At 62.7% G+C, this 13,091-nt stretch carries 9 protein-coding genes and 1 pseudogene; 7 read left to right on the forward strand and 3 right to left on the reverse strand.

Annotated features, from left to right (window positions below; genetic code table 11):
• Positions 1 to 144 precede the first annotated feature (144 nt).
• From ACA067_RS21860 to ACA067_RS21890, 7 genes are all read left to right on the forward strand, one after another.
• A complete protein-coding gene (locus tag ACA067_RS21860; RefSeq protein WP_497458450.1) occupies positions 145 to 2,148 on the forward strand; it encodes a PLL family lectin in 2,004 nt (667 codons plus the stop codon).
• Positions 2,149 to 2,499: 351 nt separating this feature from the next.
• Entirely contained in the window at positions 2,500 to 5,034 is a 2,535-nt protein-coding gene (locus ACA067_RS21865; protein WP_497458451.1) for a hypothetical protein, read from the forward strand.
• Positions 5,035 to 5,051: 17 nt separating this feature from the next.
• Positions 5,052 to 5,945, forward strand: a complete 894-nt coding sequence (locus ACA067_RS21870) for a hypothetical protein (RefSeq protein ID WP_497458452.1) — start codon at positions 5,052 to 5,054, stop codon at positions 5,943 to 5,945.
• Positions 5,946 to 5,954: 9 nt separating this feature from the next.
• Complete coding sequence (locus ACA067_RS21875) at positions 5,955 to 8,111, forward strand: hypothetical protein (protein ID WP_497458453.1); 2,157 nt, start codon at positions 5,955 to 5,957, stop codon at positions 8,109 to 8,111.
• A complete protein-coding gene (locus ACA067_RS21880; protein ID WP_497458454.1) occupies positions 8,108 to 9,631 on the forward strand; it encodes a c-type cytochrome in 1,524 nt (507 codons plus the stop codon). The genes ACA067_RS21875 and ACA067_RS21880 overlap by 4 nt, the downstream gene beginning before the upstream one ends.
• 19 nt (positions 9,632 to 9,650) lie before the next feature.
• Positions 9,651 to 11,159 carry a c-type cytochrome gene (locus ACA067_RS21885; protein ID WP_497458455.1) on the forward strand — a complete coding sequence of 503 codons (1,509 nt, stop codon included), beginning with the start codon at positions 9,651 to 9,653 and terminating at the stop codon, positions 11,157 to 11,159.
• A 19-nt stretch (positions 11,160 to 11,178) separates the two neighbouring features.
• Positions 11,179 to 11,301, forward strand: coding sequence for a hypothetical protein (locus tag ACA067_RS21890; protein WP_497458456.1), 123 nt, complete (start codon positions 11,179 to 11,181; stop codon positions 11,299 to 11,301).
• A gap of 37 nt (positions 11,302 to 11,338) precedes the next feature.
• On the opposite strand, the pseudogene ACA067_RS21895 reads toward ACA067_RS21890, so the two are convergent.
• The 3 genes and pseudogenes from ACA067_RS21895 to ACA067_RS21905 all read right to left on the reverse strand — a co-directional run.
• Positions 11,339 to 11,692, reverse strand: a pseudogene (locus ACA067_RS21895) (helix-turn-helix domain-containing protein); the annotation flags it as partial.
• 182 nt (positions 11,693 to 11,874) lie between these two features.
• Positions 11,875 to 12,372, reverse strand: a complete 498-nt coding sequence (locus tag ACA067_RS21900) for a hypothetical protein (RefSeq protein WP_497458457.1) — start codon at positions 12,370 to 12,372, stop codon at positions 11,875 to 11,877.
• A gap of 170 nt (positions 12,373 to 12,542) precedes the next feature.
• The gene (locus ACA067_RS21905; protein ID WP_497458458.1) at positions 12,543 to 13,016 is read right to left on the reverse strand and encodes a hypothetical protein; all 474 of its coding nucleotides are present in this window, start codon (positions 13,014 to 13,016) and stop codon (positions 12,543 to 12,545) included.
• Positions 13,017 to 13,091 lie beyond the last annotated feature (75 nt).

A 13,091-nucleotide genomic window follows, 5' to 3' on the forward strand; every position in this document is an offset into this window, starting at 1 on the left:
TCATTCCAACGATTGTGCTGCCAACACCCGCCACAGTGACCCAAGTTGCTTATCTACGTTTTGCGCCAGGCACAGCAATTAATGCCTTGCTGGTAAGCTTTGAAGGTGGGTCTTCAAGCACATGCGCTGAATGGAGGCAACTGAATGAAGCTTGCAGTTCTGCTCCTATCCTGTACAGGCTCAGCTCGGGTAACCGATTTCAGTCGAGAGCGGGCCCACTCTATCGTCGGTAACGTAGCTGGCTATTTTCTCGATCAGTCCGGTGGTCGCGTAAACATGGAGTTTCGCGTTTTCGACTGGTTCCAGCTGCCTCACACCAGCCAGCAGTGGAACGACTTAGGATTCGGCGCGGGTCCAGTTGTCAGCCCGCTTGTCGCGCAAGGGCTCAACGTCGATCTCGCGCCCTACGACCATTTTGCCTTAGTGATCGACAAGTTCGACGCTTCGAGCGCAGCGGTTTCACCGCTATATCCCAACTATGTCCATGTCGGTGCGCAAAGCCTCGATCCTGCCCTTCTCGAACACGAGCTCGGGCATTTTTTGGGTGCGGGCCATGCGAATCTCGACTCACCCGCAGGACCCATCGAGTATGGCGACCGATTCTGCATCATGGGGCGCGAGGGTGCTAAATACAGTTTCGTCCACACTCCGCTGAACCGCCTGCGGCCTGACGGTAGAATCGACACGAGTCAGTCCGATACCGGGCCCGGCATGGCCACGCCGTCTCTCGTCGCTTGCGGCTGGCTGGATCTGGCAGTGCACGCTGTCGACATTAGCGCACCTCTGAACTCTGGCGTTCGCCGCGCGCAAGTCAAACTTGCCGCGTTGCCCGTCACGGCGGGAAATCGCCTCTGCGCGTTTGCCGACGGTATCGTACCTGACCAGCGACTTCTCCTCGAATACCGTAGTTGCACCGAGTGGGATCAGGGCCTGCCGCATCAGGGCCCCGGATGGGTCATCGCACACCTGACTGGCCTGGAAAACCGCTCGGGGATGTCTCTACAGATTGGCGCGCTCGCGGCGTCCCCCGGAGCTTCGATGGTAACCAGCAAGGGGGCCGTTCAGCTCACTATCGATACCGCGACGGCTTCAGAAGTCACCCTGACAGCCGAGGTCATGGCGCCTGTGGCGATCGACCGCGCCGCGCCGGCTGTCGCCAGTTGGGGCACGGACCGGATAGATATCTTTAGCCGCGGTCTCGACAAGGCAGCCTTCCACAAAGCCTGGGCACAAGCGTGGTATCCATCCCAGGAGGCCTGGGAAGGTCTCGGAGGAGGCTTCACCGGCCCTCTAGCTGTCGCGTCCTGGGGGACAGACCGTCTGGATATTTTCGGAGTCGGCCTCGACAAGGCGATGTGGCATAAAGCCTGGGCACAACGCTGGCATCCCTCGCAAGCCGGATGGGAGTCGATCGGTGGGGGCTTCATCAGCCCGCCAACCGTCGCATCCTGGGGGGCTGACCGTCTGGACATTTTCGCTCTTGGCCTCGACCAAGCCGTATGGCACAAAGCCTGGGCGCAGCGCTGGCATCCTTCGCAATCCGACTGGGAGCCTCTTGGAGGCAAGTTCATCAGTCAGCCATCGGTCGCGTCCTGGGGGCCAGAACGACTGGACATCTTCGGCGTCGGCCTTGACAAGGCTATGTACCACAAGGCTTGGGCCAATGGCTGGCACCCATCACCTGGCTGGGAGTTCCTCGGTGGAGGCTTTACCAGCCCTCCGGCAGTCTGCTCCTGGGGCCCCGATCGACTTGATATCTTCGCGCTCGGGCTCGACGGTAGCATGTGGCACAAGGCTTGGGCGCAGCGCTGGTTCCCATCGCAAGAAGGCTGGGAGCCGCTCGGAGGCAAGTTCCTGAGTCCACCCGCTGTGGTTGCGTGGGGCCCAGGTCGAATCGATATCTTTGCTGTTGGTCTCGATGGTGCCATGTACCACAAGGCGTGGAGCAACGGCTGGTATCCGTCGCCTTCCGGATGGGAAAACCTTGGCGGAATCTTCGCAAGCGCTCCAACCGTCGTTTCTTGGGAATCAGATCGACTGGACATCTTCGCTGTGGGTAAAGATTTCGCTATTTGGCACAAAGCATGGGCAAACGCCTGGCATCCCTCAGCCACCGGTTGGGAGCCCCTTGGTGGGGGGTTTCTGTAAGGTTGATTGCAGAATAGGTGTCTACACCGAGACGACCGCTCGACCCCTCGTACCGGCCGGGCGCCTCCCCCACTGCCTACGAGGTCGCTGGCGCAATACAGGCGTGCCTGCATGCCCGACAAATAGCAATGTAAAATTTCTTGCAAATGGGCTGCGGCCTGCTAAGCCTTAATTGGACATACCGAACGGCGGATCGTACTTGGGTGCGATGCGCTTTGCAGATCGACAGTACGCCTTCGTGCATCTCTCCTCTCGCTGGGTGCAGTCGATGACCCAAACGTTGTCACCAGCAGTGCTTCGGGGGCTCCCCGTCGTGTCTTAATGTCGGTCCGACCGCAAGGAGGTCGCCCCATGAAGCGTGCGCTGCTCGTTGTCATTCCCTTCGTGGTGTCTCTCCTCATTGCCATCCCGCTGACCGCGGTCGCGCAGGCGACGGCCGAAACACGCAGTGTGCACGCGCAGGATGCGCCCTATTTTGCGGCGTGTGCACGCGAAGGGCTGAACGAATCGGAATGCGCCGGCCGCCTGATCTGGTTCAAGGCCACGGCAGGCAACGACCGTTTCCATACCTCCGTCTTCCAGCAGCGCGTCGGCGTACTGATCGACTGGTACCGCGTATTGCGCAGCGACCAGCGCGGCGACCGCTTCCGCGCCTGGGGCATTATCAATGATCCGGCCTGCTGCACACCGGGCTCGCCGGACTGCCCGGCGAAGAGCCTGGATGAGACCTACGGCATGGACTGGTGCCCGGGCGACGAGGAGATGCTCGGCTACGTCGGACGCAGCGGCTATACCGATCCGGCATGCGACTTGCGCGACGCGCTCCTGAAGGAAGGCGACGTGCATGGGCCAGCCGACCAGCGCCAATCGGCCTGCGATCTGAAATTCGGCACTTCCACCGGCGCGCTTGGCATTCGCAAGTTTCCCAACCCGCGCTTCGACAAGGCGGCCTGGCAGCGGCTCAATGGCAACCCCGGCAGCTGGGAAGGCTACAACCGGCCGATTGCGGCCGCCGGCGCAGGCGAGGCGGCGCGCTCGCACCTGCAGGATGGTGCCATCGAGCCGCCCTTCCTGATAGGCACCGCCTGCGGCTCCTGCCACATCGCCTTCGATCCGCTCAACCCACCCGCTGACCCTGCGAACCCCAAGTGGGAAAACATCAAGGGCCTGGTCGGTAACCAGTACTCGCGCATCTCCGAAATCATGGTCTCGGGCATGCCCGCAAACACACTGGAATGGCAGATGTTCGCCCATGCGCGACCCGGCTCCAGCGACACCTCGGCGATTCCGACCGACCAGCTGAACAATCCGGGCACGATCAACGCTCTGATCAACGTCGCCAAACGGCCGACCTTCGCCGACGAGCAGGTGCTGAAATGGCGCAAGGTTGACTCCTGCGTCGACGACCGCGACGAAACCCGTTGCTGGTGCGAACCGGGACGCGACGGCAAGTGCTGGAAGAAGTCCCTCGCGCCGGAAACCGTGCACCACATCCTGAAGGGTGGCGAAGACTCGATCGGCGCGCTCGAGGCGATCCAGCGCGTGTATTTCAACATCGGTTCATGCTCGGAACAGTGCTGGATGAACCACCTCTCCGACCTGCGCCAGATCGATCCTCAGCAGCGCGGCTTCGGCCAGACGCCGTTCAACATCGGCCAGTGCCGGCGCGACTGTCCCAACTTCCGCGCCATCGAGGACCGGCTGCCGAACATCCTCGATTTTTTCATGTCGGCCGAAGCACAGGTCACCGATCTGCGTGCCGCGCGCGAAAACCAGCTGCGCGCCACGACACCGGACGCCCGCTATACCGAGCAGGACCTGACCAACGCCCTTGAACGCGAATTCGGCGACAATGCGGTGGCGCGTGGCAGCGAGATCTTCGCCAACACCTGCGCGCGCTGCCATTCCAGCCAGCCGGAAGCGGCGGCTGGGCAGTTCGCCAGCCTCGACTTCCACAAAATCGACCTCGGCAGCGGCATGCGCGAGGAATGGCTGGGCAACGACCGCAGCACCCCGGTCTCCGAAGTCGGCACCTTCCGCTGCCGCGCCCTGCACTCCAACCACATGGCCGGCCACATCTGGCAGGAATACGGCTCCGAGACCCTGCGTGCGCAGCCGCCCGACCCCAACGTCAGAGAGCCCGGAGACGGCGGGCGCGGCCACTATCGCAACCTCTCACTGCTCAACCTGTGGGCACACGCCCCCTTCCTGCACAACAACGCGCTCGGCCCCGAGCTATGCGGCAAGCCGCAGCACGCCGCGAACGACTTCTATGCGATGCGCCCGCGCTACGTGGACGGCAGCAGCGTGAAGCTGCTGCCCGCCGAGCAGCAACCGGCCTGCTTCGAATACGACCCCAGCGTCGAGGGCCGCTACCGTCTGTACAAGATGTCGATGCAGGAGTTGCTGAACCCGGCGCAGCGCATCCCGAAAGTTACCTTGCTGAGCGAGGATGTCACCCAGCGCATCGGCCCACGCCTGTGGGACGGCACCGCGAAGGAAACGCTGCTTGGCTTCGAACTCACCATCCCGAGCGAAATCGACGGCCGCGGCGTCACCGCGGGCACCATTGGTAACTTCCAGCACAAACGCTTCATCGTCGATCTGGTGCGCGCCAAGACCGCGCCACAGGAGCTCGAAGCGAGTCTGACCCAACGTTTCGGCAAGGACACCGGCGACAAGGTGCTCGCCGACCTGAAGGTAATCACCGGCGAACTGGTCGGCAAACCGAATGCGTTGGTGGCGGCACTGAAGGCACGCCCCTATCTGATCAAGCAGATCTACAGCAGCTGCACCGCCGAGATCGAAAACGACGGTCACCGCTTCGGCGAGGATCTGTCCGAAGCAGACAAGAAGGCGCTGATCGCCTTCCTTGCCACCTTCTAAGTGCAAGGGGAGCCGCCATGAGGATCGCCACCTTCGCCATCTGTGCCGTCATCGCCCTCGGCGGATCCGGTTGCGGGTTCTTCGATCCCGACAAAAAGCCCCCGGACATCAGCTTCGCCCCCTATGGCGTAGGCTATTCCGAGAAACCGGATTTCGCCCAGCTGGAATACCAGTACCCGCTGTCGCCGAAGGATCTCTACACGATCACACCGAAGAACCTGTCTTTGCTCGATCAGGAGCAGGTCGACCAGGTCTATGCCCGGCTGTCAGCCGGGCCCATTCCGGACGGGCCTTTCGAAGGCGACCTGTTCTTTGCGCGCGGTAGTAGCGGCAATCTGCGCCTGTCGGAAATCGCCGGCGGCGGGCTGCGGGCGCTATTGGTGAATGTGGCCGGGCACAAGCTCGACCTGGTCGGTGAAACCCTGTGGAAGGGCAAGGTGTTCTATCGCGACGAGCGCCTGCTGCGCAATCGCATCGAGGATCTCGGTACGCTGAAGAAGCTGGGACTGGTCGAGGAAAGCGCCGACCAACCGCTGCAGTCCATCAAGGTTAACGGCAAGGATCAATGGCTGCTGTTCCCGGCCAAGCTGCACTGCGGGCAAAGCCTGCTCGACAGCCGGCGCGAGTCGATCATCATCGACTACGCCTTCACCGACGAGCTGCCAGGTTACCGTCGTCTGCCAGACATGATGGCCGGGCGCGACGGCTTCGCGATCCGCGACGAGATCCGCATGGTGTATCCAGGTTTCTATCTCGGCCGCGCCTACATGGACCGCAGCTTCCTGGTGAATTTTGTGCTGTACAACAAGGAGATCGCCGAGCGCGCCCGCGATGCGTTCATGGAAAGTGGCCAGGTACAGGAAGATTGCTGGACTGGCACGCAGGTCGCTCGCGCTCCCGGCGGCCAGTAACCCGAGCGGATGATGGTCCAAACGGCATGGCAGACGACGACGCTGGTGCTGCTCGGCTGGCTGGCGACGCTGTTTGTCATGGCCGGTGAAACGCCGGCCTCTGCGCCGCTGGAGGCGGCCGAAGCGCCGGGCGAGCCCCTGCCGTCGGCCGGACGCTCGTTGTTCGATATCCTGCTCGGTCCGCCTGGGCCGACGGGGGAGGCAGTGGTGCCCTTTCCGTTCGCGGCCCTGCTCGGGCGCATCCGTGCCGAGCTGGATGCGAACCAGGCTTCGGGAGGATTGACCGTGGTGCTGATTCCGCTTGGCCGATCGTTGCAGCGCCCCGCCGTGGCGGACATACAGGCGTTTCGCCAGCCGCGCGTAGTCGCCGCCGTCACGGGCGAACCACCCGCCGCTGCCCCGGCCGGCCACCTCTACCTGAAGGACCGCCTGTATATCGGCTACCACGAAGGCGCCGCTGCGCTAGAGGTGATCAGCTACAATGAAACCGCTGGCCGCTTCGAGTTCCAGGTCGTGCACAACTACCGCGCTGACAGTCGTCCCACGCTGGGCTACGCCAACCGTGCGCTGTGCCTGGCCTGTCATCAGAATGCCGCGCCGATCTTCTCGCGCCCCTCCTGGGACGAAACCGCCGCCAGCCCGGCCGTGGCTGCGCGCCTCGCAGCCACCGGCCAACCCTATTACGGCATCGCCTGGCGCCACGGTGTGGATTTGCCGGATGCGATCGACGCCGCGACTGCCCGCTCCAACCAGTTCACCCTCGCCCAGCGTCTGTGGCGCGAGGGCTGTGCCGCGACGACGCGCGCGCAGGCCATCGCCTGCCGCGCCGAGGCTCTACGCGTGGCGCTGCGCTACCGACTCGGCGGCGGCCGCACGATGACGCTCGACACGCCGACCGCCCGGCGCGATCTGCTCGAACCCCTACTGACCCATTGGCGTGCACGCTGGCCGTCCGGCCTGCCCTTACCCGACCCTCAACTGCCCAACCGTCAGCCGTTCTCCGCCATCGACCTTTCCGGCACCGTCACTGCTGCTCTACCGAGCGGCCTGGCCGCCCGCCGCATCGCCGACATCGGCGCCGCGTTCGACCCGTTGGCGCTGCGCCCGCCATTGGCGATCTGGCGCGGGCAAGATAGCGCCGACGTTGCCCGCTTCGTCCACGCTCTGTCACTGTTCTTCTCGCAAACCGATATCGGCCTGCTGGGCCGGCAACTCGCCGCCGCACCCGATGCGCCGCTACACAGTGTCACCTTGATCTGTCGCGAGCGCGTGGGCACTGCCCGGCTCGATCTCGATTGCGACGGTGCCGAGGGCAGCCGCCTGCTGGCACGGCTCAGCCTGCACGGTGGACTCATTGCCGCGGGCAACATCGACCGCCTGAGCCTGCCAGGTGCTGACCATAGTGGCCCTATCACACTCGGCCATGGCACGCCGCGCGCAGACGCCGCGGATATCGGCTTCACCCTCGCAGAGCACGCCGACGGTGTGCGCAGTGCCCGTGGCGAAGGCATCCGCAGGCTGTGGCTGACGCGCGCACGCGGCGATACGCCGGCGACCGCCAGGCTCGAGCTCGTGGCGGATCTCGCCCCGCTGGACGCCGCTATCGACGCGCTGGCGCAGACCACCCTGGCGGGTGACAGCGATGCCTTCGATGCGCAAGCGCTACGCCGAGACGCGCTGCTGACACCCCTGTTTGCCCGGCTCGGCGTTCCTTTACCGGTAGGCCAACGGCCCCCGCTGCCGCCGGCGCGGCTGGCCGATGTCGCGTCCGGTCGCGACAAGACGATGGCAACGGACCTGCTGCCTTTCGTTCGGCAGTGCGGTTTATGCCACAGCGCAGCGAGCAGATTTCCGCCAGGATTCCTGCACGGCGACGACAGCCGCGTGCGCGCCAACCTGGCCGACTGCGCTGAACGCATCCTGTACCGCCTGCAGATGAACCACCTGACGGCCGCCGCGCAGCTGAAAACGCCGATGCCGCCACCGGCCGCCGCCCATGCTCCCGGCTTCGCCCAGTCCGCCGATCTGTCGGCGATGCTGAGCGCACTGGAAACCCTGACGCGCGCGCGCGGGGGCCTGGGCGGCGACGCTGTACTCGAGCGCCCCTACCCAAGCTTGGCACCTTGCGTCCCACCCATTGACCCGGATCAAGGAGAACGCAGGTGACCGACCGATCCCGCCACCCAGCCCTGCTGCGCTGGTCAGGCCGAGCGTTCCTGCTGTTGCCCTGGATTCTACTGGTGCTCGGCGGCCTCTACGCCGCAGTGCGCTTCCTGCCTGATGTTGCGGTGCAGTACAGCGACCCGGTAGAGCACTTCAAATACGGCTCCACGGGCGGCGAGCGCGAATCCGGCTTTCCCTATTGGATCTGGCAGGCCCTGCCTCAGGTCTGCGCTGACGATCTGCCTGGCGGCTACGCCTCGCTCGGTCTGATCTACGAACCCGGCCGCGACCTGCCGGTCGGCGTGTCAAAGCGACGCAATCTCGGGCTGGACCGCGTATTCCTGAACTGCGCGGCGTGCCACACCAGCACGGTGCGCGATGCAGTCGACGGCGAACCGCGACTGATCGTCGGCATGCCGGCTCACCGCTTCGACATCCGCGCCTTCGAAATCTTCTTCTTCAACTGCGCCGCCGGGCCGAAGTTCACCAGGGAACTCATCGTGCCGGAGATCGACCGCCTCGCCGGCGGCCTCAATCCTCTCGACCGCTACGTGGTCTATCCGGTGGCAATCGCGCTGATGCGCGAGCGCCTGCTGATGCTGCGCGGGCGCTTCGAGTTCGTCTTCGACCAACCCGAATGGGGCCCGGGCCGGGTCGATACCTTCAACTCAGCGAAGGTGCTGTTCAACTTCCCAATGATGCAGTTGCCACCGCAGGAACGGCTCGGCGCGTCCGACTTTCCGTCAATCTGGAACCAGCGCAAGCGCATCACGCGCGACGACGGCGGGCGTATGGAGCTGCACTGGGACGGCAACAACACCCATACTGAGGAACGCAACAAGAGCGCTGCCTTCGGCACAGGCACCACGCCGCCGACGATCGACCTCGCCGCCATCGGGCGGGTGGAAGACTGGCTGTTGGATCTGGCGCCACCGCCCTACCCCTACCCCATCGACCACGCGCTGGCGGCACGCGGTGCGCCGCTCTATGCGCAGTACTGCGCCGGCTGCCACGGAGCTAGCGGGCAGGACTTCAAGGGCGCGAAGGTCGGCCACGTGACTGCGCTCGCACAGATCGGCACCGACCGCGCGCGGCTCGATTCCTACACCCGCGATCTTGCCGTCAACCAGGCCACGCTGTACGCCGGCTATCCGCACCGCTTCCGTCATTTCCGCAAGACCTGGGGCTACGCCAACATGCCTCTGGACGGCATCTGGCTGCGCGCGCCCTACCTGCACAATGGTTCCGTGCCGACCCTGCGCGACCTGCTCGAGCCGTCTGCCGCGCGGCCGATCACCTTCATTCGCGGCAACGATGTGTACGCGCCGCAGCGAGTGGGCTTCGTCGCCGACCTTCCGGCGTCCGCGCCGTCGGCACCCGCATTGGCCGATGGCCCGCGCCTGCTCCTGTTCGACACCCGTCAACCGGGTAACAGCAATGCCGGTCATGAGGGACACGATTACGGCACCGAACTGCCGGCGGCCGACAAGGACGCCCTGATCGAGCATCTGAAGACCTTCTGAGCGCAATAGGAGACTGATCATGCAACCTACCTTCCGTACGCGTGACCCGGGCCGACATGGCGGTCCCGACTTCGCGCGCAACCTCGGCCGCAGCCTGCTCGCGGTGCTCGTCGTGCTGCTGGTACTGGGTGCTGGCGGCGCGGTCTTCACCTGGTACAAGTTCTTCCGCGAGGAGCCACAACCCGAATGGATTACCAAAGATCCGGACATGCGCTTCAAGTACGGCTCGATCGGCGCGGAGCGCGACGCCGGCATCCCCTACTGGATCTTCTACGTGCTGCCGCGCATCTTCCCCGACAAGCTGCCTGGCCCCGGCGGCTATGCTTCGTTGGGCGTGGTGTGGGAGGAAGGCCAGGAGTTGCCGGTGGGCTTCTCGAAGAAGGTGGTCGGTTTTGCGCGTGTCGCCAACAACTGCGCCGCCTGCCATACCGCCAGCTATCGCACTGATGCCGATTCCGCGCCGGTCTTCGTGCCAACCGGGCCGAACCATACGCTCAACCTGTGGGCTTTCTTCCGTTTCCTGGTCGACTGCGCGAAGGACCCGCGCTTCAACGCCGACAACCTGATGGCCGAGATCCGACTCGTCACCGATCTGTCCTTCATCGACAGCGTGATCTACCGTTTCCTGCTCATCCCGATCACGAAAAAGACCCTGCTTGAACGTGAAGAGCAGTTCGCCTGGCTCTACCGCGAAGACTTTCCGCCCTGGGGGCGCGGGCGCGACGACGCCATGAACCTGACCAAATACTTCATGATCCGCTGGCCAATGGACAACAGTTTCGGTCCCACCGACATGCCCTCGCTGTGGAACCTGAAGAAGTATCGGCCGGAACAGGGCATGCGCATGAACTTCGCCGGAGACAGCCACGATCCGTATTCGGTGATCATCGACTCGGCGATGGGGCTGCTCGGCGCCCCACCGAAGGACAACGACGAGTTTCTTGCCCAAGTGCGCTGGCTGCAGGACTACGTCTCGAACAAGCCGGCACCGAAATATCCTTTCCCGGTGGATGCAGCGAAGGCCGGGCGCGGCAAGGCGGTGTTCGACAGCACCTGCGCCGCCTGCCACGCCTCGGCCCGCACCGGCACCATAGTGCCGCTGGCAGAGGTCGGCACCAACCGCGACCGCCTCGATACCTGGAGCGAGAAGGCTGCCATCGAAGCCAACAGGGTGGTGAGGGAGATGGGTATCGAACGCCCCGGTCTGGTCGAGGAGCCGCTGCGCGGTTACATCGCCGCCTTCCTGGACGGCATCTGGCTGCGCGCGCCCTACCTGCACAACGGCTCCGTGCCGACGCTGCGCGACCTGCTCGAGCCGCCGGCGCAACGCCCCGCCGTGTTCTGGCGCGGCTATGACGTCTACGATCCGATCCGCGCAGGCTTCGAAACCCAGAGCCCGGAGGCCAAGCGCATCGGCACCCGCCACGAGGTCAGTGCGAAGGGCGGCGGCAACCAGGGCCACACGTTCGGCACCGGGCTGCCGGCGCAAGACAAGGACGCCTTGGTGGAATACCTGAAAACATTGTAAGGCAGACGGGAGCAGCAGCATGACGAACACCTTGCGCAATATCATCGACGGCCTGCTGATCGACCTGCATGCCATCAGCGTTTCGCTCGCCGAGGCTTCGGACGGCCCCTGTCCCGCCGATTGGCGGAATACGGTGACCTGAGCCAGCTGGCTCAGGTCGCCACACTAAAATCTGGCCATCACTTGACCAGGCGCTTTTCCTTGGAAGGCCTGTAGCCAAAATACGAGCTGTAGCATTTGCTGAAGTGACTGGGCGAAACAAACCCGCAGGCCACCAGCACGTCGACCTGGGACAGCTCCGTGTGCTGCAGCAGTCGACGGGCTTCGGTGATCCGCAGTTCCATGTAATAGCGCTGCGGCGTGGTGCCCAGTTGCTCATTGAACAGGCGCTCCAGTTGGCGACGTGAGCGGCCGGCGTAGACGGCCAGTTGCTCCAGCTCCAGCGGCTCTTCGAGGTTGGCGTCCATCAGCTTCACCACTTCGCGCAAGGGCGCGCTGACGCAGATGTTTTCGGTGGGTTTGATGCGCCCAAAAAAAAGGGACAAAAAAGGGGACAGATTTATTTTGAGAAAATAAATCTGTCCCCTTTGTCGTCGCCGACAAACCGGACAACGAAGACTATGAACGCGCGGCGGTGACGATTACCCAAATGGTGCTTGGCGGTGTGGTGCCTAAAATGTAAGGTTTCCCGCCTGACGCGGCGCACTCCCCGCGGCTAACGTTCGACATGAGGGGCCGGGGATGCCGCCTCGTCCGGGGAGGACCAGGCCCTGATGCCCCAAGACCGGTCCAGTGAGTTTCTACACGCATGAGCCACGGCGAGAGAGGCTTGCTCAAGCTCCTGAGTCGAAGCGTTGGAACGAAGCGCATCCCCCATTCGTTTCATAGCGGCTTCGACCGAACGGTTTTCCACAAGCGCAAGCTCTCCCCAATAAAGCTCCCAGAAGCGAACCAATGCCTTCTTCCCGGATTCAGTGTCACCTTGGGTTGCTACCTGTGCTGCAACCCTCGTGATCTCCGCGTATAGAGCGAGTTGACGCTCGAGAAATGGCTTCGTGGCTTCGATTCTTCGAGTCTCGATTTGGCGCGTATACTCTTGCTTGCGCGCTTCGAGTTCTTGCGACGTTTTTTCCCGCCATTGATATACGGCCCAGAGAAAGCTGCATATCGCACCAAGCACGGTCAGGATCTTGAGCCAGTTATCAAAGTGCATCGCATTTCCTCCTAATTGGTGAGCAAACGACCCGCATTCTGTGTGTCCTGATACCTGAGCCAAACCGATCTTCGAAGCGGCTTTCACTTGAATTAATTATTATGCCTTAACATCGACACTTTTCAACGCATGTGAGATTTAATTCAGGCATAGGCGCTAAATAAACAATATCAAGACGGATTCTTTTCCAAAGTAATATCTCCACCAACCACTGCCTTTGAGACAGAGCCATAGCCTGAAAATTTACCCTTCATTTTTCTTGAGCATGGAGATATTTCGAAAGTCATCGAGCCAAATTGAATATGTGCGCTGTCAGCATTTTTGTAATCTAACTTCAAAAAGTTTTCGTATAAAAATCCGCCCTCCATTTCTAATGAAATTATCAGATTTTTTGCGCTATGCCGAAGCCATCCCTTTCCTACAACCTTGTGCCCTTTAGATTCCAGTGACATTTCTATCTCGTAGTTTCCGATGGACCGCTGAACGACTTGCCCCTTCCAGTTGCCACAAAGTGCCTTCTTCCTCGCGCTTCCAACTGGCAGCAGCTGTCTTTGCTCGTAGTACTTCATCAGGAAAAAAGTAATTAAACCACCTATAAAAGTGAACAATCCGCTCACTACTGCTGCTTTTTCTTGGGGACTCATAGCATCTCCCTAACTCTTCCTTCAAATCCCGCAAAGATAATTGCACGACAGCCCTTACTACGGCGCGATTCAAGC

This window comes from Pseudomonas sp. LBUM1674 (assembly GCF_059695635.1).

Coding starts and splice junctions, on each gene's coding strand:
- ACA067_RS21860 (WP_497458450.1), top strand. CDS start 145: ATGAAGCTTGCAGTTCTGCTCCTATCCTGTACAGGCTCAGCTCGGGTA.
- ACA067_RS21865 (WP_497458451.1), top strand. CDS start 2,500: ATGAAGCGTGCGCTGCTCGTTGTCATTCCCTTCGTGGTGTCTCTCCTC.
- ACA067_RS21870 (WP_497458452.1), top strand. CDS start 5,052: ATGAGGATCGCCACCTTCGCCATCTGTGCCGTCATCGCCCTCGGCGGA.
- ACA067_RS21875 (WP_497458453.1), top strand. CDS start 5,955: ATGATGGTCCAAACGGCATGGCAGACGACGACGCTGGTGCTGCTCGGC.
- ACA067_RS21885 (WP_497458455.1), top strand. CDS start 9,651: ATGCAACCTACCTTCCGTACGCGTGACCCGGGCCGACATGGCGGTCCC.
- ACA067_RS21890 (WP_497458456.1), top strand. CDS start 11,179: ATGACGAACACCTTGCGCAATATCATCGACGGCCTGCTGATCGACCTG.
- ACA067_RS21900 (WP_497458457.1), bottom strand. CDS start 12,372: ATGCACTTTGATAACTGGCTCAAGATCCTGACCGTGCTTGGTGCGATA.
- ACA067_RS21905 (WP_497458458.1), bottom strand. CDS start 13,016: ATGAGTCCCCAAGAAAAAGCAGCAGTAGTGAGCGGATTGTTCACTTTT.